21 protein-coding genes and 1 pseudogene are annotated in these 20,740 nt (G+C 58.5%); 11 read left to right on the top strand and 11 right to left on the bottom strand.

Annotation, left to right across the window (positions count from 1 at the left end; all coding sequences use genetic code 11):
• The first annotated feature begins 313 nt into the window (after positions 1–313).
• Complete coding sequence (locus ACTJKM_RS21615) at positions 314–847, top strand: DUF1801 domain-containing protein (protein WP_440660836.1); 534 nt, start codon at positions 314–316, stop codon at positions 845–847.
• Positions 848–916: 69 nt separating this feature from the next.
• Entirely contained in the window at positions 917–1,366 is a 450-nt protein-coding gene (locus ACTJKM_RS21610; RefSeq protein WP_440660835.1) for a DUF1801 domain-containing protein, read from the top strand.
• Positions 1,367–1,409: 43 nt separating this feature from the next.
• Here the strand turns inward: ACTJKM_RS21610 and ACTJKM_RS21605 are convergent, their stop codons facing one another.
• Complete coding sequence (locus ACTJKM_RS21605) at positions 1,410–2,477, bottom strand: ABC transporter substrate-binding protein (RefSeq protein ID WP_440660834.1); 1,068 nt, start codon at positions 2,475–2,477, stop codon at positions 1,410–1,412.
• A gap of 77 nt (positions 2,478–2,554) precedes the next feature.
• Here ACTJKM_RS21605 and ACTJKM_RS21600 point away from each other — a divergent pair, with 77 nt between their 5' ends.
• Together ACTJKM_RS21600 and ACTJKM_RS21595 are read left to right on the top strand one after the other, a co-directional pair.
• Positions 2,555–3,232: a response regulator gene (locus ACTJKM_RS21600; protein WP_057251404.1), complete on the top strand. Its 678-nt coding sequence runs from the start codon at positions 2,555–2,557 to the stop codon at positions 3,230–3,232.
• Positions 3,229–4,608 (top strand): sensor histidine kinase, encoded by a 1,380-nt coding sequence (locus ACTJKM_RS21595; protein ID WP_440660833.1) that lies wholly within the window; start codon positions 3,229–3,231, stop codon positions 4,606–4,608. Before ACTJKM_RS21600 ends, ACTJKM_RS21595 begins: the two co-directional genes overlap by 4 nt.
• 124 nt (positions 4,609–4,732) lie before the next feature.
• Here ACTJKM_RS21595 and ACTJKM_RS21590 read toward each other — a convergent pair whose 3' ends face one another.
• From ACTJKM_RS21590 to ACTJKM_RS21565, 6 genes are all read right to left on the bottom strand, one after another.
• Positions 4,733–5,023 carry a hypothetical protein gene (locus ACTJKM_RS21590; protein ID WP_440660832.1) on the bottom strand — a complete coding sequence of 97 codons (291 nt, stop codon included), beginning with the start codon at positions 5,021–5,023 and terminating at the stop codon, positions 4,733–4,735.
• Positions 5,024–5,068: 45 nt separating this feature from the next.
• Positions 5,069–6,094 (bottom strand): ABC transporter permease, encoded by a 1,026-nt coding sequence (locus ACTJKM_RS21585; RefSeq protein ID WP_440660831.1) that lies wholly within the window; start codon positions 6,092–6,094, stop codon positions 5,069–5,071.
• A 34-nt stretch (positions 6,095–6,128) separates the two neighbouring features.
• Positions 6,129–7,670 (bottom strand): sugar ABC transporter ATP-binding protein, encoded by a 1,542-nt coding sequence (locus ACTJKM_RS21580; RefSeq protein WP_440660830.1) that lies wholly within the window; start codon positions 7,668–7,670, stop codon positions 6,129–6,131.
• A gap of 166 nt (positions 7,671–7,836) precedes the next feature.
• Positions 7,837–8,766, bottom strand: coding sequence for a sugar ABC transporter substrate-binding protein (locus ACTJKM_RS21575; RefSeq protein ID WP_065372923.1), 930 nt, complete (start codon positions 8,764–8,766; stop codon positions 7,837–7,839).
• A 233-nt stretch (positions 8,767–8,999) separates the two neighbouring features.
• On the bottom strand, positions 9,000–9,812 hold the full coding sequence (locus ACTJKM_RS21570; protein ID WP_440660829.1) for a TIM barrel protein: 813 nt from the start codon (positions 9,810–9,812) through the stop codon (positions 9,000–9,002).
• A gap of 175 nt (positions 9,813–9,987) precedes the next feature.
• Positions 9,988–10,128 carry a hypothetical protein gene (locus tag ACTJKM_RS21565; RefSeq protein ID WP_440660827.1) on the bottom strand — a complete coding sequence of 47 codons (141 nt, stop codon included), beginning with the start codon at positions 10,126–10,128 and terminating at the stop codon, positions 9,988–9,990.
• Positions 10,129–10,237: 109 nt separating this feature from the next.
• Here ACTJKM_RS21565 and ACTJKM_RS21560 point away from each other — a divergent pair, with 109 nt between their 5' ends.
• Complete coding sequence (locus ACTJKM_RS21560; RefSeq protein WP_440660825.1) at positions 10,238–11,281, top strand: capsular polysaccharide export protein, LipB/KpsS family; 1,044 nt, start codon at positions 10,238–10,240, stop codon at positions 11,279–11,281.
• 30 nt (positions 11,282–11,311) lie between these two features.
• On the opposite strand, the gene ACTJKM_RS21555 is transcribed toward ACTJKM_RS21560, so the two are convergent.
• A complete protein-coding gene (locus tag ACTJKM_RS21555) occupies positions 11,312–12,343 on the bottom strand; it encodes a LacI family DNA-binding transcriptional regulator (protein ID WP_440660824.1) in 1,032 nt (343 codons plus the stop codon).
• A 163-nt stretch (positions 12,344–12,506) separates the two neighbouring features.
• On the opposite strand from ACTJKM_RS21555, the gene ACTJKM_RS21550 reads away from it, so the two are divergent.
• The 5 genes from ACTJKM_RS21550 (at position 12,507) to ACTJKM_RS21530 (ending at position 16,960) form a co-directional block, all read left to right on the top strand.
• The gene (locus ACTJKM_RS21550; RefSeq protein WP_440660822.1) at positions 12,507–13,598 is read left to right on the top strand and encodes a fatty acid desaturase family protein; all 1,092 of its coding nucleotides are present in this window, start codon (positions 12,507–12,509) and stop codon (positions 13,596–13,598) included.
• 29 nt (positions 13,599–13,627) lie between these two features.
• Positions 13,628–13,945: a MocE family 2Fe-2S type ferredoxin gene (locus tag ACTJKM_RS21545; RefSeq protein WP_440660820.1), complete on the top strand. Its 318-nt coding sequence runs from the start codon at positions 13,628–13,630 to the stop codon at positions 13,943–13,945.
• A 50-nt stretch (positions 13,946–13,995) separates the two neighbouring features.
• Positions 13,996–15,222, top strand: a complete 1,227-nt coding sequence (locus ACTJKM_RS21540; RefSeq protein WP_440660819.1) for an NAD(P)/FAD-dependent oxidoreductase — start codon at positions 13,996–13,998, stop codon at positions 15,220–15,222.
• Between the two features lie 52 nt (positions 15,223–15,274).
• Positions 15,275–16,072, top strand: coding sequence for a 3-methyl-2-oxobutanoate hydroxymethyltransferase (locus ACTJKM_RS21535; protein WP_440660817.1), 798 nt, complete (start codon positions 15,275–15,277; stop codon positions 16,070–16,072).
• Between the two features lie 147 nt (positions 16,073–16,219).
• Positions 16,220–16,960 (top strand): sterol desaturase family protein, encoded by a 741-nt coding sequence (locus ACTJKM_RS21530; protein WP_440660815.1) that lies wholly within the window; start codon positions 16,220–16,222, stop codon positions 16,958–16,960.
• 475 nt (positions 16,961–17,435) lie between these two features.
• Here the strand turns inward: ACTJKM_RS21530 and ACTJKM_RS21525 are convergent.
• Positions 17,436–17,627, bottom strand: a pseudogene (locus ACTJKM_RS21525) (transposase); the annotation flags it as partial.
• A gap of 80 nt (positions 17,628–17,707) precedes the next feature.
• Entirely contained in the window at positions 17,708–18,952 is a 1,245-nt protein-coding gene (locus ACTJKM_RS21520) for an alpha-2,8-polysialyltransferase family protein (protein WP_440660814.1), read from the bottom strand.
• A gap of 177 nt (positions 18,953–19,129) precedes the next feature.
• On the opposite strand from ACTJKM_RS21520, the gene ACTJKM_RS21515 reads away from it, so the two are divergent.
• Positions 19,130–19,972 carry a hypothetical protein gene (locus ACTJKM_RS21515; RefSeq protein WP_440660812.1) on the top strand — a complete coding sequence of 281 codons (843 nt, stop codon included), beginning with the start codon at positions 19,130–19,132 and terminating at the stop codon, positions 19,970–19,972.
• On the opposite strand, the gene ACTJKM_RS21510 is transcribed toward ACTJKM_RS21515, so the two are convergent.
• On the bottom strand, positions 19,943–20,716 hold the full coding sequence (locus ACTJKM_RS21510; RefSeq protein WP_440660810.1) for an ABC transporter permease: 774 nt from the start codon (positions 20,714–20,716) through the stop codon (positions 19,943–19,945). The two genes, ACTJKM_RS21515 and ACTJKM_RS21510, sit on opposite strands and share 30 nt — an antisense overlap.
• Positions 20,717–20,740: the final 24 nt, after the last annotated feature.

Raw genomic sequence — 20,740 nt, 5'->3', positions numbered from 1 at the left:
CCAGTGACCCTAAGCCACCATAGAAAGCTGACATTTAGCTGACATCAAGCCCCGAATGCGCTTTTCGGTGCGTGACGTTTACGAAATCTTAGATTCTGGGCCGCGCCAACGAGGGAGATAGCCTCTGTCAGCCTCGGTGGCCGAGTTCGGAGAGGTTGATCCACCGGGAAATGGGCGAATCGCAACCTCGGCGCCGAGGTGCCGGTTCCACGTATGATGGCAGCGATATCGCGAGAACGGCAAGCTGTGGTAGTGTCACGCCCGACCAACCCGAGACCTGTTCGCCCCGAGACCTGTTCGGAAGGATGGAGCAATGACCAAGACAGCCAACTCCAAGATCGCCAATGGGACATCGAAGCGACCAGCAAAAAGTAACGCCACGCGGAGGCGAGCGTCAGCCAAAAAGGAAGGCGAAAAAGAGGAGTGGGGACAGGCGGTTGCAGAGCAGCCGAAATTGCTTTCAGGCGGCAATCCCCAGATCGCCAAGGGCTATGGCGATGCGCCGGTGCAGGCCTATATCGCCGCCATGCCGGGCTGGAAGAGCGCCGTTGGGCGCCATCTCGACAATCTCATCATGCGCGCCGTCCCGAAAGCACAAAAGGCCGTGAAGTGGAATTCGCCGCTCTATGGCATGGAGGGCGACGGATGGTTCCTCGGCGTTCACTGCTTTGCGAAATACATCAAGGTCGCGTTCTTCAATGGCGCGTCCCTCAGCCCGCCGCCACCCGTCGAATCCAAGATGGAGAATGCGCGCTATTTCCATATCGATGAGAAGGACGAGATCGATGAGGCGCAATTCAGCGATTGGGTAAAACAAGCTAGCCAATTGCCCGGCGAACGTATGTGAGCGGAATGTCGTGACGTTGTGCAGAGCGCACCCGGCGTGATTTGTGGATACCTGTGTGGAGATGATCGGATGAAGAAAGTGACGGGAACGATGACGAAGAATGATGCGGTCGAGGGACAAGCGCCCGCCTCCGAACGGATCGATGCCAGGATAGCTGAACTGGGCGACTGGCGGGGAAAGATGCTTGGGCGGGTTCGGAAGCTCATCAAAGAGGTCGACCCCGAGGTCGTCGAGGAATGGAAATGGAGAGGCGTTCCGGTTTGGGAACATGCGGGGATCATCTGTACAGGCGAAACCTACAAGGCGGTGGTCAAGATGACCTTCGCCAAGGGCGCATCACTGGAAGATCCCTCGGGTCTCTTCAATTCAAGCCTCGACGGCAATACCCGGCGAGCGATCGATATCCAGGAGGGCCAAAGGATCGATGAGGACGCATTGAAGGCCCTCATTCGAGCTGCCGTGGATCTGAACCTGTCGGTACAAGCCGAACGTAGCGGCCCCTCCAGGAAGAAAGCCTGACTTTCCCACTCAGGGCGCCGCCGAATTGGCGCGCGCCCTGATTTCAGTGGAGCCGCAGGACCTCGTTCCATTTGGCAATCAGACGCGAGCGCTTTACCTGGTCAAGATAGACCATCAGTCCGGGGCTGACGGGAACCGGGCGCAATTGAGCGCCCAACATTTCCTGCATGGTGTTTGCGGTATTTTCTCCGGCGACCTCTGGGCTGACGGCGGCGATCTGCAGTTCTCGCGCCATGATCGTCTGTCCTTCCTTGGACATGAAGAATTCGAGATAGCGGCGTCCGAGGTCCGGAGAAGCCGAGGCCTGGGGAACGAGGCCAATTCGCGACATCACCACCGTGTAGTCCTTGGGCAGCACGATCCCGACATCCGGATGCCGCGCTGCCCAGTCCGCGGCATAGGAGCCGAGGATGTTATAGCCGAGCACGAAGCGCCCGTCGGCCACCCGCTCAAGGATGGCCTCACTGGTGGAGTAGAGCTTGACGCCAGCGGCACCCATTGCCTGGATCACATCCCAGATATCGCCGAACTGCTCCTGGTCACGTGCCATGAAGAGGAAGCCGACGCCGGAGCGCTCGATGTCGTAGGTCCCGATGCGGCCGAAGACGTTGGCGCCCTGGCGCTTGAGGTAATCGACGAATTCGGAACGCGTGGACGGTGGTTTTTCCGTCGTGAAACTCGGCTTATGATAGACGAAGACGGCCGGCTCGAAGGTGAGCGCATAGGCCGTGTTGCGCCAGTTTGCCCATGCGGGCCAGCGGTCGCTCATCGGCAGGTCGCTGCGCTGGGCATAGCCATCGTTGCTGAGCTTGACTTGCAGATCCATGGCGGAAGAAAAGGCGAAGTCCGCCGTCTTCATTCCGGCATCCGTCTCCTTGATGATGCGGTCGTAGATCTCGCCGGTCAGCATGTCTTCGTAGCGCACAGTGACATCCGGATTGGCCCTCTGGAAGCCGATGATCATCGGCTTGGCGAGAGGCTCATCGAGCGAGGAATAAACCACCAGCGTGCGCGCATCGGAGTTGCCGGAAAGGGCTGGAAATATGATTGGCGCCGCAAGGAGCAGCCGGGGGCAAAGTGCAAAAAAAAGAAGAGAAATCAAGAACCGCATGAATCCACAATGCCTCAGCGTGTCACCGTTCACAAGCAAGGTGTTGCCGGATAAGGTGGATCGGGGAGTGACGATATTTGCGTATCTTGCTTGTTGAGGACAACCAGGACCTGGCCGAGGGCCTGTCTGCCATTTTGCGTGGCAGTGGCTACGCCGTCGACGTTGTCAGTGATGGCGCGTCGGCGCATGCGGTTGCTGCAACTGAAACCTTCGATCTTGTCATTCTCGATCTCAACCTGCCGGAGATGGACGGGCTCGACGTCTTGCGGGCGATGCGTGCCCGGCAGAACCGCGCGGCCGTGCTGATCCTTACGGCACGGGGGGCGCCCGAGGAGCGGATCAAGGGTCTCGATCTCGGCGCCGACGATTATATGATCAAGCCGTTCGACGTTGGCGAACTTGAAGCGCGGGTGCGCGTGTTGCTGCGCCGGCAGGCGGGGCTCAGGGCATCCACTGTGAGCTATGGCAATGTTTCGCTCGATCTCAATACGCGCAGCTTCTCCTCGGGTGGCGTGCCGATCGAGATCCCGGCGCGCGAACTCGGGCTTCTCGAACTCCTGTTCATGCGCGCCGGCAAGGTGGTTGCCAAGGACGCGATCATGCAGTCGCTGACTGGCTTCGACGATGATTTGAGCTCCAACGCGATCGAGCAATATGTCAGTCGGCTGCGCAAGCGGCTGGCGCCGCATGGCCTCACAGTTCGCACGGCCCGCGGCATCGGCTACTACCTTGACAAGATGGCCGGGCCGGAATGAAGGCGGCGGTCTACTCCCTCCGCCGGCGCCTGCTTGGCTGGCTACTGATCTCGACGGTCGTCATCGGCGTCATTGCGCTCATGGACACCTACCGCGAGGCTGTGACGACCGCCAACGTTGTCTCCGACCGCGTGCTCGCCGGCTCCGCGTTGGCGATCGCGGAGCGCGTGGTCGTCGCGGAGGATGGCTCGCTCGAGGTCGATATTCCCTATGTTGCCCTGGAGATGTTGACCTCTGCGGCGCAGGACCGCGTTTTCTACAGGGTCGACGGACCGCCCGGCCAGTTCATCACGGGTTACCAGACGTTGCCGTCGCTTGCGGAAGAGCCGGGGACATCCACGACCTTTGCGGATTCGACCTTCCGCGGTGAACCAATCCGCATCGCAGCGCTTCGCCGTTCCGCCTCGACCGGGATCAATTCGGTACCCTTTGTCGTGACCGTTGCCGAAACGACGATCGCGCGACGGCAACTGGCGCAGACCATCCTCTTCCGCTCGGCGCTGCGCCTCGGCATGATGATCGCCGGCGCTGCAGTCATCGTCTGGATCGCAGTCACGTTTTCGCTGCGCCCGCTCTACCGGCTCGGCGATGCGATTTCGGAGCGTAATCCGGATGATCTGCACCCGATCGGAGAACGGGTACCGAACGAAGTCCAGGGGCTCGTCGATACCGTCAACTCATTCATGGGACGCCTGCAGTCGGCCCTCGACGCGCTGCGCAATTTCACAGGCAACGCCAGCCATCAACTCCGCACGCCGCTTGCGATTATTCGAACCCAACTCGCCCTGGCGCAGCGCGCAGGGTCAATCGAGGAAACTCATGGCGCGGTGAAAAAGGCCGATGAAGCGGTCGCCAATGCCGAACGCATCCTGGGCCAATTGCTGCTGATGGCGAAAATCGACGCGGCCGGGAAGAACGAGGCGCGGATGCTGGGGCGCGTCGATCTCGTCGATCTCGTGCGGGAGATCACGGCAGAGCATGTACCCGCAGCAGGCGAAGCGCATATCGATCTCGGTTTCGACGGCGACGGCGAAGCCTTCATTCGCGCCGAGCCGCTGCTGGTGGCTGAAATGCTGAAGAACCTGATCGACAACGCCTTGCTCTATGCCGGCCGGGGTGCAGAGGTGACGACGCGCGTACGCGCCGAAGGCGGTTCGGTGTCGCTCGAGGTGGAGGATAACGGGCCGGGAATTCGGCCCGAAATGCGCGAATCGGTGCTCCGTCGCTTCGAGCGCGGAGGCAGCGAAGCGCCGGGATCGGGGCTTGGTCTGCCGATCGTCGAGGAGATTGCCGAACTCTACGGCGCGACGACCCGTCTTAGCGAGGGGGCCGACGGACGAGGCCTCAAGGTGACCATCCTCTTTCCGGCGGGGTAGTCACAGATGGGCGCTATCGGTCCGGCTCTGTCCGGCGCCGCGATTGCGGGCCGGATGAGCAACACCATCTGCAAGCGGTCAGGTCGACACGCCCGAATGGTTGCGGCACTTTAAATTGTCTTGCTTAGCGGCCGCGGTGGCCGAAGAGGGAAGCTGTCTCGCGGGTCTGTACCCGCAGCATCGCGTTCCAAAGCTGTAGAACGAAACGCGGCTGAAACTGGCTCGCAAGCTTGCGCTGCGACAACATGATAAGTCTCCGATAGTTTTGGATGCCTTCCATATAGTGCATTGGCGGGGATTTTGCCAGTGCGCGCGCGCCGGGGCAGCTGTGCGCGCCAAGCATATGTGGAAAACGGCATAAGGCGGGCGAAATACCTGCCGGCGAAAAAGAAAATGCCGAGATGATTTTCATCATCCCGGCCAGTTGGCTTCACTGGGAGGAGGGTTATTCTTTTGAGCGTCAAGCCTTCTTGCGGTTTTTCTGTCGGTAGACGTCGATCACCACGGCCGCGACGATAATCAGGCCCTTGACGATTTCCTGGTAGTAGGCGTCGACACGCAGGAAGGTGAAACCAGAGGTCATGACGCCGAGGATAATCGTGCCGATCACCGTGCCGGTGATGCGACCGACGCCGCCGGTGAGTGAGGTGCCGCCGATGACGGTCGCGGCGATCGCGTCCAGTTCGTACATGACACCCATGCCTGCCTGAGCGGTCTGGGCGCGGGCCGCGGTGACGACGCCTGCGAGGCCAGCCAGCATGCCGGCAATGGCATAGACCTTGATGAGGTGTGTTTCGACATTGATACCCGAGACGCGCGCCGCCTGGACGTTGGCGCCGATCGCATAGGTAAACTTGCCGTAGCGCGTGTAGCGCAGCGCAATGTGGAAGATGATCGCGACGACAAGGAAGACGATGACGGGCCAGATGCCGGTGCCGATGAAGTTGAACTGTTCGGTGAGGCCCGAGACCGGCTGGCCCTTGGTGTACCACTTGGAGATACCGCGTGCCGACACCATCATGCCGAGCGTGGCGATGAAGGGCGGGATCTTCGTGCGGGCAATGAGCTGGCCGTTAATGAAGCCGGCTAGGAGGCCGATACCAATGCCAAGCCCGATCGGGACGATTGCCGGCATGTCGGTCAGCGACGGATAGAGCGCGCGGGGCCAGGTGGAGGCCTGAGCGACGCTTGCGGAGATCATCGCCGTCATGCCGACGACGGAGCCCGAGGAAAGGTCGATGCCACCTGTGATGATGACCTGCGTGACGCCGACGGCGATGATGCCGATCACCGAGACCTGCAGGATCATGATTGTCAGGCGCTGTGGATTCATCAGGAAGCTCTGGCCGACGAAGATCCAGCCAAGAACCTCATAAACCAGCGCAATGCCGATCAATACGAGGAAGATGTTGAATTCGGGGGGCAGGCGGCGCTTTGCGCCGGTAAGCGGTGTGCTCGCGCCCTGTGCGGCGACATTGGTATCCATTTTCATTCCTCCCTTTCGTCGGGTCGCTTCCCGCTCAACTCGCGGCGAGCTCCATGACCTTGATCTGGGTTGCTTCCGCCCTGTCGAGGAAGCCGGTGACGCGGCCCTCGTGCATGACCATGATGCGGTCGCTCATGCCGAGCACCTCTGGCATTTCCGAAGAAATCATGATGACCGCGACACCATTGCGTGCGAGTTCGGTGACGAGGCGGTGGATTTCCGCCTTGGCGCCGACATCGATGCCACGTGTCGGCTCGTCGAGGATCAGGATGCGCGGATTGGTGAGCAGCCAGCGGCCGATGAGCACCTTCTGCTGGTTGCCGCCGGAGAGGTTTTCGATGCGCTCCTGCAGGTTCGGCGTCTTGACGCGCAGCTTGCGGCTCATCTCTTCGCAGGCGGCGGTAATCAGTTTCTCGGTAACGAAGCCGCCCTTGACGAAGCGATCCTGCAGCACCGCGATCTGCATGTTCTCGAGGATGTCGAGGATCAGAAGACAGCCGGTGTCCTTGCGGTCCTCGGTCAGGAACGCCATGCGGTGCCTGATTGCAGTGTTTGGGCTATTGATTGAAAGGGTCTTTCCGTCGATCGAAATCGTGCCGGAACTTGCCGGCGTCACGCCGAAGAGCGTCTCGGCGACGTTCGAGCGGCCGGAACCGACGAGGCCGGCAATGCCGAGGATTTCGCCGGCGCGAACATCGAAGGCGACATCGCGAAAGACGCCGTCGAGCGCGAGGTTCTTCACCGACAGGACGACGTCGCCGATCGGCACTTCCTCCTTCGGGAACATCTGGGTGATCTCACGGCCGACCATCATGCGGATGATGTCGTCGCGGGTGACGTCGCTCGAGGCATGGGTGCCGATGAACTTGCCGTCACGAAACACCGAGAACTCGTCGGCGATTTCGAAGAGCTCGTTCATCTTGTGGGTGATGTAGACGATGCCGATCCCTTGTTCGCGCAGATCGCGGATGATCTCGAAGAGGTGCGCGACCTCGCGCTCGGTCAGCGCTGACGTCGGTTCGTCCATGATCAGCACGTCGGATTCATAGGAGACCGCCTTGGCGATCTCGACCATCTGCCGGTTCGCAACGGAGAGATGGCGGACCTCAATCTCCGGATCGATCTTGATCTTCAGGCGATCGAACAGCCGAGCGGTGATGCGGTTCATCTCGCCGTGGTCGACGAAGCCGAAGCGATTCTTCGGTTCGCGGCGGATCCAGATGTTTTCCGCCACCGTCATGAACGGCATCAGATTCAGTTCCTGATGGATCATCGCGATGCCGTTTTCGAGCGCGTCGAGCGGCGATTTCAGTCGGATGTCGACGCCCTTCAACCTGATGTCGCCCTTGTCGGGCGTATAGATGCCGGCGAGGATCTTCATCAGCGTCGACTTGCCGGCGCCGTTTTCACCCATCAGCGCATGGACCGTGCCGCGCTTCAGCTTGAACTCGACGTCGTCAAGGGCGACGACGCCCGGGAATTCCTTGCGGATGCCTTCCGCCGAAAGAAGATATTCGGCCTTAGGCACGGCGCCGCTGGCGCGCACGGCTGCCATCGTTGTCGGACTGAGCGTCATTTCCTTGCCTCCCCCGTCGTTTCCGGCTGTTGCGGAAAGTCCTCATCGCTGGCGGGTGACCAGCCCATTTAATCGCAGGTCGCATCCAAAAGGACGCAGACATCCGCAGCGGGACTTGCATATTTGAGCGGGAGCGCAGGTGATCCTGCGCTCCCGCTGCAGGCGATCAGTTCTTGGCCTGATACTTGTCGAGGTTTTCCTTAGTCACCAGCTCGAAGGGAATGTAAACCTTCTTGTCGACGGCTTCGCCCTTGGCGAGCTTCAGTGCGGCATCGACCGAGCCCTGGCCCTGGCCGGCTGCGTTCTGGAACACGGTTACGTCGAGGTCGCCCGCAGCCATTGCGGCGAGTGCGTCCTGCGTCGCGTCGATGCCGCCGACGACGACCGAGTCCATCGAGCGGCCAGCGGCCTTCAGGGCCTGGATGGCGCCGATCGCCATTTCGTCGTTGTTCGAAATGACGGCATCGAATTCAACGCCGGCCGAGAGCCAGTTCGTCAGAAGGTCCGACCCTTGCGTACGCGACCAGTTGGCCGTCTGCTCCTCGACGATCTCGATACCCTTGCACTGGTCGGTCGCGAGCACGTCGTGAATGTCCTTCGTGCGCATACGGGCGGCCTGGTTGGACAGTTCGCCCATCATGACGACGGCCTTGCCCTTGCCGCCAAGCATCTTGCAGATTTCCTGCGTCTGCAGCGTGCCGGATTCCTGTTCGTTCGACGCGACGAAAGCCTGCTTTTCCGGCAGAGTGTCGACGTTGACCGGCTCGCGGTTAACGTAGACGAGCGCAACGCCGGCGTCTGCTGCAATCTTCGACATGGCTGCCGTCGCATCGGTATCGACCGGGTTGACAATGATGGCGGTCACGCCGGCTGCGATGAAGTTCTGGATCTGGCTCTGCTGCTTCGAGACGTCGTTCTGCGCGTCTTCGATCTGCAGTTCGACGCCGTCGAGCGTCTTGGCGTAGTCGGACATGCCGTTTCGCAAGACCGTTAGGAAGTTGTCATCGAAAAGGGCCATCGACACGCCGATGGTCTCGGCATGCGCAGCCGTCGACATCATCACGGCCAGCGCTGTACCCAGCACGAATTTCTTCATTGTCTCTCTCCTCCACAATGGTGCCCGGCGACACCTTCTCCTGCCGGGAGCGCAATCCTTGCCGGATTGCGCTCATTCACATCGAAAGCGTCACTCCCGTTACGCCCTCGGATAAAACGGAATAAACGAACCAGCTAATTGCGATTACGGAATATGTATTCCATTTTATGTGGGCGCCGTCAAGACCTGTTGCGGCGCCCCGCATCGTTTTCCCGCAGCCAGGCCGCGGCGGATCAGAACCGGCTTTGAATGTGGTCCACACTCTGCCTGATCGCAGCCACTGGATCTGCGATCGCGTGGACCTCGGCGGCAAACGGTTCGAAGGAAAACGGCCCTGCATAGCCCTCGGCGCGCAGGCGCCGGATCTGGCCGACATTGTCGAGAAGGTCGTCCTGATCGACCAGAACGCGATGCGAGTCGCGCAGATCGGAAACGGCGACCCGACCGTCGGTTACGCCGGAAATATGCACGAGCCCGGTCATGTCAGGATAGGTTGCGGGTTCGCCGGCGAGGTGGTGATGGAACGTATCGTGCACTAGTCGGAAGGTACTTTCTCCTCCGACCGCCTTGATCCCCTCGACAGCCTCCGTCTTCGAGCGCAGAGAGCAGATTTCGAAGCCCAGCGGTTCGACAAGGCCGATAATTCCGGCCGATTGGAGCAACGGTTTCAGCGCTGCAAGCGCTGCACGAAGGTTTGCCTGTCGCTCGCCGTCCGCCTGGCCGGAGCCGTCGTTGACGGGCACGAGGACGAGGGCCTTGGCGCCGCAGTCGCGCGCATAGGTTATCAGCTCTTCGGCTTCTTTCTGCCGATCTGAATTCCACTCATTGAAACGCTGCAAGGCGTTGATGGAGATGATCGTAATGCCATTGCGACTGGCAAGCGCCGCTACGTCCTTTGCGGGCGTGCCGTCGAAAATGGCATTGCCCGAGAGGTCGTTGCGGATCTCGACGGAGGAGATCCCGAGGGATTTGGCAAGTTCGAAGAAGGCGCCGAGCGGAAGGCCGGGCGTCGTCATATGATTGAGGGCGAAGGGCAGGGTTGTCACGGGAATGTCTCCTCCAGTGGGACGGGTCACGCTTTGCAAATAGAACGTTCATTCCATTTACAGCGTCGGAGACATTTCACCAACTGCTGGAGGACAGTCAAAGAGCGAGTGGCTCAAAGGACTTGCATTGCTGCAATATTGCCTTTCGTCAATGATTGGATTCTATCATCCTTCGCTAGATATTTTCAGGCGTGAAGAGATCGAAGGGCAGGAAGGTTTTCCCTGGGGCACCCGTCGGGCCCTTGTCGATCGCCTGGATCATCAGATTGACCGTTTCGCGCGCAAGCGTCGCTGTTGGGGTTGAGATTGCCAGCATGGCAACATTGCTCCCAATGGCCGCGCATTCAAGTTCGCAATTGCATTTTGGGAGGTGAGATGGTTTCTGGCCGCAGGAAGTCGAGGACTTCGCGGCTTGAGACATCGGAATGAAAGTACTGGACGAAGTATATCTGGAGGCTGGGCGATCTTGGCATCCGAAATGGGGTGCCAGGATCGGGGCGACCTATTTTGTGCATCAGGCTTTCCCCTGGTTGCGGCACTACTTTGGTAATGCGCCCCTTCACTCGACATTGTCGCCTTCTCTCGATGGGATCGTCTCTTGGGGTGGTCGCTTACCGGCGAAGGCCGCTCACCGCATCGCAAGCCTGAGAGGTCTGCCACACTGGCACCTCGAAGACGGCTTCCTGCGCTCGGTGGGGCTCGGCAAAGAAGGCAGTGTACCCATCTCGATTGTCATCGACGACAAGACGCTACCCGTCGATGCGGGTCGCGCCTCGCGTCTAGAGTTGCTGATCGCCGAAGCGGGTCGTACGGCGCCAGCGGACATAGGGGCGGCCATTCGTGAGGCGCTGGTGCGCTACAAGCTTTCTAAATACAACAATCTGCCTCATCATAGCCCGCGCATCGAACGCACTGGTCGGCGCAGGATACTGCTCGTGGATCAGGTGTACGGGGATGTCTCCGTCGCAAAGGCGCTTGGGTCGCAACGGTCCTTCCAACGCATGCTGGACGACGGCCTCGATAGCGGCGCTCAATGCGTTGTCCGCACCCATCCTGACGTTATTGCAGGTCACCGACGCGGCTACATGACCGAGCGGGCAGCCAAGGCGTCGGGCGTCATCTTAATGGCGGACAAAGTTTCGGCGGCCTCAATCCTTGACGTCGTTGATGAGGTCTGGACAGTCTCCAGCCAAATGGGCTTCGATGCACTTCTGCGTGGACTGCCTGTTCGTTGCTATGCAACGCCATTTTATGCGGGCTGGGGTCTTACCGACGACCGATCCGGCAGGGCATCGGACGACGCGCTTCTCCGCAGGTCGGCTTCGCGCCCAACGCTCGATCAGCTCACCTTTGCCGCATTAAGCCTCTATCCGGTTTATCGTCACCCGGAGACATGGGAACAATTGGACACACTGACCGCTATCGACCACCTGGTGGGGGAAATTGCGCGGACGCGGCGCGAGGCGTAATGTCCTTCAGCCTCGCCAACCAGTCGCATCCTAAATGTTCTCGGGGGTAAAGAGGTCAAATGGCAGAAAGGTTTGCCCTGGGGCGCCTGTCGGGCCTTTATCGACGGCCTGGATCATCAGATTGATCGTTTCGCGGGCAAGCGTCGCGGTTGGGGTTGATATCGCCAATGTGACGACCTCATCTCCAAGGGCCGCCCGCGACTCCGGCGTCAATTCGTTGACGACGGCGATGAGCTTACCTTCGAGCCTTTCCTCGCGTATTGCCGAGATTGCACCTTCCATCCCCCCTCCGCAGACGTAGAATCCGATCAGATCCGGGTGACGTTGCAGAAGGTTCAGTGTTGCCTCGTGCGTAATCTCGGCCGTGTCGAGATTGACCATGGTATCAAGCACTTCGAAATCCGGTGCATGCTCGCGAAAATAGGAGCGGAACCCGATCTCTCGAAGTTCGTGGCCGAGGAAGCGGTGGCTGCCGACGAAGGCCGCGACCTTGCCGGGGCGTTTGGCTGCCTTGACGATCATCCACGCCGCGGTGCGACCGACCTTGTGGTTGTTGAGCCCGACATAGCCCTCACGCACGCCGGCCGCGAAGTCCGAAAGCAGCGAGAAGACGGGAACGCCGCGCTCCTTCAGCTCCTCGATCGCGGCCGTCACTGCCGGATAATCGGGAGCGACGAGCGCAATCACCTGGTTTCTCGCCGCAGTCGCACGAAGCTTTTCCGTAATCGCCGTCGGTGTCGAATTTGCCACGAAGTCGATCTGGGCGAACACGCGTGCGTTTGAAAGCGAAAGCGCCGCGTTTTCGATCTCCTTCGCAACCGCTTTGTAGAAGGACTGCTCCGGCTTTTGCAGCACAAAGCCAAGTCTGTACTGCGGCAGATCTTCGAAGACGCGCTGCCGGATGAGGCCAACGGCATGGTAGCCGATAGCCTTGGCTGCCTCGTAGACACGGCGCGCAGTCTCCTCTCGCACCGGATGCCGTCCGTTCAGAACGCGATCGACGGTCGCGACGCTGACGCCGGCGGTGCGTGCGAGGTCGGCAATGGTCGGACGGTTGCTCATCGCTTCTCCTGATAGGTTTGCATCACGAATGTTATGCTGCTTTTGAGAGCATTTGAGAGAATATATCATTGCTGCATTGAGACCTGGCAAAAGTCAACCTATCGTCATTGCACGACATCGAACGCTCCTGGCCAAACTGGCCGGATCGCAGGGAGGAGAACAAATGGCGATGGTTCCAACGAAGCGAGATTACAGTCTCCTTGGGCGCGATGCCCAGGCGGCTGTCGCCAATGGCCTCTCGGCGGCCGAGTGGTATCACACGGAGGTCCCGCGCAAGCAGATGAAGGAACTGATGAAGCGTGAGGACGGACCCGCCATCCGCGATACCGCGATCTGGCTCGGTTGCCTCGTTCTTTTCGGTGGGCTCGGCATCACTTTCTGGGGCACCTGGTGGGCCGCTCCGTTCTTCCTCGCCTACGGCGTTCTCTACGGTTCCGCCTCCGACAGCCGCTGGCACGAATGCGGGCATGGCACCGCGTTCAAGACGATGTGGATGAACAACGCCGTCTACCAGATCGCCTGCTTCATGATCATGCGCAATCCCGTCACCTGGCGCTGGAGCCACACGCGCCACCACACAGACACGGTCATCGTCGGCCGCGACCCTGAGATCGCCGTCATGCGGCCGCCGGATCTCATGCGCCTCGTCCTGAACTTCTTCGGCATTCTCGATGTCTGGCACGCGATCATCGACATGGTTCGCAACACGCTTGGCATCATCAGTGCCGAGGAGGCGACATTCATCCCTGAAATGGAACAGCCGAAGGCAATCCTCGTTGCCCGAATCTGGTTCGTCATCTACGCCGCAACGATCGTGCTCTCGCTCTACCTCGGTTCGATCCTGCCGCTGATGCTGATCGGTCTGCCGCGGCTCTATGGTGCCTGGCACCATGTGCTGACCGGGCTGCTGCAGCATGGCGGCCTCGCCGACAACGTGACGGACCATCGGCTGAACAGCCGCACGGTTTACATGAACCCGGTGAGCCGCTTCGTCTATTGGAACATGAACTACCATGTGGAGCACCACATGTTCCCGATGGTGCCCTATCACGCGCTTCCGAAGCTTCACGCCATGGTCAAGCACGATCTGCCGGAGCCAAACCCGTCGATGCTGCATGGCTATCGCGAGATGATCCCGGCCTTCCTGCGGCAGTTGCGCAACGAGGACTATTTCTTGAAGCGCGAACTGCCGGCAACGGCAAAGCCCTACCGGGAAGAGTTTCACAGCGACGCGATCGTGCGCGCCGCCGAATAGCCAACGAACTTAGCAAATGGGAGGAAGTCATGAGCGGGAACTGGGTTGAAGTGTGCGCGGCGGACGAAATCGATGAAGAGGACGTCATCCGATTTGATCACGAAGGACGCACCTTCGCGGTCTATCGGAGCCCGGATGACGAATACTTCGCAACCGACGGGCTCTGCACGCACGAGCACATCCATCTCGCCGACGGCCTTGTGATGGACGACATCATCGAATGTCCGAAGCACAACGGTCGCTTCAACTATAAGACGGGACAGGCCAAGGACGCACCGGCCTGCGTCAACCTGAAGACCTATCCGGTGAAGGTCGAGGCAGGAAGCGTGTTCATCGCGATCGCTTGATCGCGGCTTCAACGCGAAAAACTCAGCATAGAGCGGGCAGGGAGGTTGAGATGGGTGGAATCGTCATTGTTGGTGCCGGCGAATGCGGCGCAAGAGCCGCCTTTGCCCTGAGGGAGAGGGGCTACAACGGCTCACTCACGTTGATCGGCGCCGAGCCGCATCTTCCCTATGAACGGCCGCCACTTTCGAAGGATGGCCTCAGGGACCAGCTTCAACCGAAATATGTCGCCGATGCCGAGCGCTACGCTGCTTCCGGGATCGATGTTCTGACCGGTACCCCGGTCAAGGCCATCGACCGAGCCGCCAAGCGCGTGGAACTCGTCGACGGTGGCAGCATCGCCTACGATCGGCTCTTGCTGACGACCGGCGCCCGAGCGCGAACGATATCCGGAGCAGAGGAAGCGTCTCGGCGTGTTCGCACTCTCAGAACGCATGCCGACGCCGAGGAGATCCGCCGTGAACTTATGCCCGGGCGAAGGCTTGCAATCATCGGTGGCGGATTTATTGGGCTGGAACTGGCGGCAACCGCGCGCAGCCTCGGTGCAGGCGTCGTCCTGATCGAAGGGCTGCCACGCATCCTTTCGCGCGGTGTTCCGGCTGAGATCGCGACCGTTGTGGCAGAGCGGCACCGCACGGAAGGCGTCGACATACGTTGCGACACGAAAATCGATCACATCGATGCTGATCAGAGCGGCGTGCGTATCCTGCTTGCGAACGGACAATCGGTCGATGCTGATTTCCTGGTCGTTGGCATCGGGGCGTCGCCGAACGCGGAGCTGGCAGAAGCCGCTGGCCTTCAGGTGGATAATGGCATTGCCGTCGACGCGACGCTCAGGACTTCAGATCCCGACATCTTCGCGGCCGGCGATTGCTGCTCCTATCCGCTGTGTCACTATGGCGACCGCCGGGTTCGTCTTGAGGCCTGGCGCAATGCACAGGATCAAGGAACGCTCGTCGCCGGCAATCTGCTGGGCGCGAACGAAACGGTCACCAGCGTGCCGTGGTTCTGGTCCGATCAATATGACCTGACATTGCAGATTGCCGGACTTGCAGACGGAGCGGCCGCGACCGTGCGGCGCGACCTCGCAGAGGGCGCCTTCATTCTTTTTCATCTCGACGACACTGGGCGGTTGCTTGCCGCCTCCGGCATCGGCCAAGACAATGTGGTCGCGCGCGATATTCGGCTGGCGGAAATGCTGATCGCGGCCGGAAAACGGCCCGATCCTCAGGCGCTCGTTTCGCCAGAAACCAAACTCAAGGCCCTGCTTGCCGCCTAGTGCGAAAGCCTTTTGCTACCCCTTACTTGCTCACTGATATCGGAGACTTCTCATGAAAAGCCGCCGCCCCACCGTTGCCGATCTCCTTTCAATGAAGGGCAAGCGTCAGCTCACAATGTTGCGGGTGGAAACGCTTGACGAAGCCGAAGCGGCGGAAGCTGCCGGCATTGACCTCGTCTCCGTTCCGTCGGCTCTTCTGGGGCCGCAGTTTCGGGAAGTGGCGCCGACCTGTTTTGCCTTTCCTGGTCTCGAATATGGAGACTACGTTTCGGCCGAAGAATACATCCGTGCGGCATTCAAGGCGTTGAAAGCCGGCGGCGACGCCGTCTATTGCGCCGCTGGTCTTTCGACCGTTCGGCGTATGCGGGAAGAGGGCATTCCGGTCTGCGGCCATGTCGGGCTCATACCGTCCAAATCCACCTGGACCGGTGGGTTCCGTGCAGTCGGCAAGACGGCCGCAAGCGCGCTCGAGATCTGGCGGCAGGTCAAAGCGCTTGAGGAGGCTGGGGCCTTTGCTGCCGAAATCGAGGTCGTCCCTGGCGACGTCGCATCGGCGATCAACGCGCGAACTTCGATGCTGATGCTGTCGATGGGGGCGGGCTCGGGCTGCGACGCCCAATATCTGTTCGCCGATGACGTGCTCGGCAGCAACCGTGGCCACGTGCCCCGCCACGCTAAGACTTATCGCAACTTCGCGGCGGAATATGATCGCCTTCAGCGTGAGCGGGTCGGAGCGTTTACCGAATTTGCTGAGGATGTCCGATCCGGTGTCTATCCGGAACAGCGGCATCTCGTTGGCATTGATGAAAGCGAACTCAAGGCGTTCCTGACCGAACTGGAACGCAATTAGCACTGGACGGCTTGCGTCGAGGAGGGCGGTTGATGTAGTCCACCGGACATCTCTACTTTCCTCTCCACAGTGGATTTCGATTTGAGCGCCCTTCTCGAGGACAGCCTCACCTTTGTTGCCTTGTTGGGCGTAATCTACGCGGCAACGGTGCTGGTCTATTTCATTCTGGGCTATGGCATCACCTGGCTCAATGACCGCAATCCCGAACGCCGCATCCAGAAGGGGCGGCGCGGCGAAAAGCGCAAAGCCATCGAGATCCGCCAGAGCATGGCCTCCATCCTCGTGACCTGCACGTCCGTCGCAATCGGTCTCTTCGCACAGTACCAGGGCTGGACCTTCTTCTCACCCTGGTCTTTCAGCTGGTTGACCGCAGTGCCGCTGTTTCTCTTCTGCATGGTGCTCTTCGACGCCTGGTTCTATTTTGCCCACCGGCTGCTGCACACCAAGGCTTTCTACAAATACCACCTGCTCCACCACCGAAGCGTCGCCCCGACAGTCTGGAGCAACGATTCGATCGGACTTGTGGATACGGCGTTGTCGCAGGGCTACTACGCCGTCATCACCTTCCTCGTGCCGTTCCCGCCGATCATTCTTCTGGCGCATAGACTCTTCGACCAGATCAACGGCACCTTTGGACACGCGGGCTTTGAATATTTCGCCTCGCGCACGGCGCGTCACCCCTGGCCGATGCTTTGCACGACCTATCACGACCAGCATCACGCTGAGTTCAAATACAACTACGCGAACTATTTCTCGTTCTGGGACCGGGTGATGGGTACGATTGCGCCTAACTATGATCGGCGGGTACAAGATCTCGAGAATGATGCGAAATCAATCAGACTGCGGAAGTCAGCATTTCATGGCCGAAACAATTCTCAACACATTTAAGGTATACACTAATTGATCTTCGCAGAAGTTGGTGGAAGCGTGCCAGTCATTGATCACGGAAGAGTATATTAACTACAATAATTAACTACAATAATGGATACCCGCACGTGAGTTACGTTGCAGGCAATTAGTACTATCTCCGAACTGATGCACGGACTGTTCATCGAGTTATCCATGGGGTGTCGTCGAAACTCGTGCTTGCGAAGCCATCGTCTACACGCTCAGCCATTGGAGCGGTTCACGTCTTTTCTGAGCGGGATCTAAGTGGACCCTGTTGCGGCAAGTATGGAGTCGGGGGCGAGCGTTTCGGCGGTGGCGAGACGCATCGGCATCCCAATTGTTCACGTGGCGGCGCAATGCCCGTCTGAAAGCCGAGGCGGTCCGTCGACATGGCTCGAAGCGCCTGCTCCACTGTGGACATCATCATCGACGACGCAGTAATCGGCGTGGATGTCGGGACCGACGAGTCTCAGCTCGTCGCGAGCTTACGCCAGTTGAAAAGTTGGTTCGGCTGGATGCCGTGACGCCGGGCAACAATGCTCTCCGGCGCATCCGGCTCATAGGTCTCCTGAATAATGGCAAGCTTCTCGACCGTTGACCAACGGCGCCGCTCTGGCTCGGAAAGCACTTCTATTCTTCTGAAGCGGCCGACTCGATAGAATCCCAATGAGCAGGCTGATCCCGAGGGGTTTTCGCGAGTAGGCCAACGGAAAAAGCGAAATCATGATGCAAAAAAGTCGAATGCGTTTACATATGCTCAATGTATGTGATGGGCTCCAAGATTTTTATGTGGTCTTCGATTTGCTCAACCCCTGCTCCGCGTAATCCTGACTGGCGCAGCACGCGGCAGAGTGACTTACCTACTGAGATAGCCCGAAGTTCCTGCTTATGCTTGGGAGCGTACATTAGCGTGGAAGAGGATATCGAAATGACAGCTTGGCAGTCTGAATAGATCGCAAGATATTCGGCGGGAACATCGATGCCTTCCAGGAGCTGAATAGATTCGCCCAGTCCGAATTTCGCGATAGCTGCGCGATAGGCAGCTATATTTGACGGCTTCTCACGGGGATGAAGCTTTATGAATATTCGCATCCCTGTCTTGCCGCTTACCTGTCGCAGCAAATCGACCAAAGCGGAACTCATAGCTGATGCGTCTACCGCATACGGCTGAGTCGCGAAAATCGCAGTCTCGCTATCAATCCCAAACTGGAATGACAGCCTGATAGCTTCCTTGATGATGGTTGGGTCATCAAAACCTGGAGAGGCCTCCACGTATTTCTGAGATTTGAAGTGATTGGCCAATACCGAAGGATTTGAGGCGTAGACCGTATCGAAAGTTCGCCAGCCATTCAAGAAATCCGGCTCGGACCTCTTCAAAACTGCCTTCTGTATCTGCGGAGTTTTGTATAATTCCCACAATGTCTGGCCGATTAGTCTCGGAATTATCGCTATCTGGTAAGTTGCATAAGCGATTGGAGCAAAAATATACTTTGCAACCGGATGCTTCTTCCATACTCGATTGTAGATGGTCTTGGCGGAAGACGCGAGAGTGTGCGATGGGAAGGTTGAAAAGCCATCGACAGAGTATTTGTATATCGCCGTTCCTTCCTCATACAAGGATAGTTTGGCGCCGCGTTTGATCGCTTCGGTGCAGAGAATTGCATAGTGACGTTCGAACGAGCATACGAAAACGTCGTCAGGCTCAACGTCTGCGAGAAGAGCTTTGTACGTTTCTCGCGCTCGCTTCGCCGCAAGCTTGCTAAGATCATTCGATGCCGGATGGATCTCAACTTTGCGGACGTCGGCGAAAACGCCAGGGTCAGCGATAGCCGCAGTTGCTATTGGCATCTCCGAGTTCTTCTTGGTGTATAGAATGGCGAGGCTTGCGCCGGTTATGCCAAGCTGGCTCGCCAATTCCTGCGCCCGCCGTACTTGGCCGACCTGCGACACAATGAACAGGGCTTTGCGCTTGAGCGTAGAGGAAACGTTCATATTTCAGTATCCGACCCGAGGGTTTAGGAGGCGACCCTTTTTAGTGCGCCTCAGCGTATTGTGCAACTGTAGATAAGAACTGCTTTGACGCTTCGTGAGATTTCTAGTATTCGCCGGAGAGTTTTTGAAAGGGCGCCTACTTTGATCGAACAAAGCACACAAAGGAAGTCAGCTTTTATGAAGCTGCGGCTTTCGATACATGACCAATATGTTCTGAATTATGACCAACGTGGCTCGGATTGCCTTATTGTCATTTTTTCTCCGAACCCGCGTGCAACGCTTCGAAAATATCCATTCACGCACGACTGCCTCTATGTGGCGGATAGGCGGCTTCAGTACTACACCCGAAACCCAGGCCGCCAGACGATGTCTCTGCATGGTTTCATTCAGCGATGCGAGTATCGCAAGGTTGCATTCGTGGGGTCGTCAAAGGGGGGGGCTGGCGCACTGCTGTGGTCCTCGCTGATATCAAAATGGGAGCGGTCATTTGAGCTTTTCTGCATGGCATTTAGCCCTCAAACTCAGCTTCTGCCGTTCAACGAGAATCTTGCTTCACTCCCGAGCTATGTAAATAACATGCAGTCGTTGGATGGGGACCCGGGAACGAGGGCCAATTTCGAAGCGTACGGGAACATCCCGGCCATGCTTTCTGCCCATGCGGCGACGACGCTAGTGACCTATTCGGTGAAGAATAGGATGGATCGCTTAGAAGCTGAGCGTCTAGAAGGAATAGAGCATGTCCGCTTGAATCCGATCAACTTAGCGTTCCATGGCTCGATTACTCCGTTCGTGATTAATCTGGGAAGCACTCAGGAAATCGAGAAACTGTCTGCAAAGCTGTATTCAGACGCCGCGCATGATCCAGATCTGAAGGCAATGCTGCCAGCTGACAGAAATGACTTTGCCACAGTATTCTCCGATTTGAATTGCCCTTCGCTCAGCGAAATGATTGACCAGTTTTGCGGCACCAGTAATGCGAAGGAGACCTCACTAGAGGTCGTTTCGGAGCGTTCGGCGTGAAAGCGTAAACACCGTCAGGCCAATCATCAAAACAACCACGGCCGTTTTAAATAAGTAAGTGCTATCAAGCCCCGTGGCCCTGTACTCTGGATAAAACCCGGTCCTAAAAAGCATGATGACTTGGCAGATCGGGTTATACATCAAGAAGTCACGGTAAGGCGGCATCATGCCATCTGGAAGAAAAAATACGCCAGACAGCAAGAACATCGGGCGTGTAATGATCCCGTATATTTGCTCATATATTGGGTACCGAATAAAGACTACGCTATTAAACATGCCCACGCCCAAGGCTAGAGTACCTGCGGCGACTTCAGCCTCCATCAAGTGGGGCCAGTTCAGGCGTGGCGGCAGGGCCATTGAGGCGAATATCGCGCTGAAGACAATGATAGCCACTAGCAAAGTGGTGGCGACTTGCAAAATGTATCTGGCAGTGATGGCATCGATCGGTGCGACGTTCGGATAGGACAGCAGCGGCTTGTTCGCGCGTACAGCCGACCCAATATAGGCAACCTTAGACTGATACAGCTGGTAGCCCATAAAACCTGTGGCAAAGAAGAGTATGAAGTTGGTGCCAAGCGGTGGCGTCTTAGACAGGGCACCGAAGATTGTGGTCATCATCGCGATGTATCCGATGGGCTCAAGCAGCGCCCAGACATACCCCCCTGGCTTGTGGCCAAAACGGGTGGACATTTCACGCACGATCATCGAACCAACAACGCGTAGATAGGTAGACAACAGGGACAATAACGGGATCCTTAGAAAGCCGAC

The sequence above is a fragment of the Ensifer sp. 22460 genome, from assembly GCF_052044935.1.
Lineage (GTDB): Bacteria > Pseudomonadota > Alphaproteobacteria > Rhizobiales > Rhizobiaceae > Ensifer.
Note: the sequence above shows the minus strand (reverse complement) of the source record. Positions and strands in the feature narration are given on the sequence as shown.

Excerpts from the sequence above, each read along its gene's own strand:
- ACTJKM_RS21615 (WP_440660836.1), top strand. The coding sequence starts at position 314 with ATGACCAAGACAGCCAACTCCAAGATCGCCAATGGGACATCGAAGCGA.
- ACTJKM_RS21610 (WP_440660835.1), top strand. The coding sequence starts at position 917 with ATGAAGAAAGTGACGGGAACGATGACGAAGAATGATGCGGTCGAGGGA.
- ACTJKM_RS21605 (WP_440660834.1), bottom strand. The coding sequence starts at position 2,477 with ATGCGGTTCTTGATTTCTCTTCTTTTTTTTGCACTTTGCCCCCGGCTG.
- ACTJKM_RS21595 (WP_440660833.1), top strand. The coding sequence starts at position 3,229 with ATGAAGGCGGCGGTCTACTCCCTCCGCCGGCGCCTGCTTGGCTGGCTA.
- ACTJKM_RS21590 (WP_440660832.1), bottom strand. The coding sequence starts at position 5,023 with ATGATGAAAATCATCTCGGCATTTTCTTTTTCGCCGGCAGGTATTTCG.
- ACTJKM_RS21585 (WP_440660831.1), bottom strand. The coding sequence starts at position 6,094 with ATGGATACCAATGTCGCCGCACAGGGCGCGAGCACACCGCTTACCGGC.
- ACTJKM_RS21580 (WP_440660830.1), bottom strand. The coding sequence starts at position 7,670 with ATGACGCTCAGTCCGACAACGATGGCAGCCGTGCGCGCCAGCGGCGCC.
- ACTJKM_RS21575 (WP_065372923.1), bottom strand. The coding sequence starts at position 8,766 with ATGAAGAAATTCGTGCTGGGTACAGCGCTGGCCGTGATGATGTCGACG.
- ACTJKM_RS21565 (WP_440660827.1), bottom strand. The coding sequence starts at position 10,128 with ATGCTGGCAATCTCAACCCCAACAGCGACGCTTGCGCGCGAAACGGTC.
- ACTJKM_RS21560 (WP_440660825.1), top strand. The coding sequence starts at position 10,238 with ATGAAAGTACTGGACGAAGTATATCTGGAGGCTGGGCGATCTTGGCAT.
- ACTJKM_RS21555 (WP_440660824.1), bottom strand. The coding sequence starts at position 12,343 with ATGAGCAACCGTCCGACCATTGCCGACCTCGCACGCACCGCCGGCGTC.
- ACTJKM_RS21550 (WP_440660822.1), top strand. The coding sequence starts at position 12,507 with ATGGCGATGGTTCCAACGAAGCGAGATTACAGTCTCCTTGGGCGCGAT.
- ACTJKM_RS21545 (WP_440660820.1), top strand. The coding sequence starts at position 13,628 with ATGAGCGGGAACTGGGTTGAAGTGTGCGCGGCGGACGAAATCGATGAA.
- ACTJKM_RS21540 (WP_440660819.1), top strand. The coding sequence starts at position 13,996 with ATGGGTGGAATCGTCATTGTTGGTGCCGGCGAATGCGGCGCAAGAGCC.
- ACTJKM_RS21535 (WP_440660817.1), top strand. The coding sequence starts at position 15,275 with ATGAAAAGCCGCCGCCCCACCGTTGCCGATCTCCTTTCAATGAAGGGC.
- ACTJKM_RS21520 (WP_440660814.1), bottom strand. The coding sequence starts at position 18,952 with ATGAACGTTTCCTCTACGCTCAAGCGCAAAGCCCTGTTCATTGTGTCG.
- ACTJKM_RS21515 (WP_440660812.1), top strand. The coding sequence starts at position 19,130 with ATGAAGCTGCGGCTTTCGATACATGACCAATATGTTCTGAATTATGAC.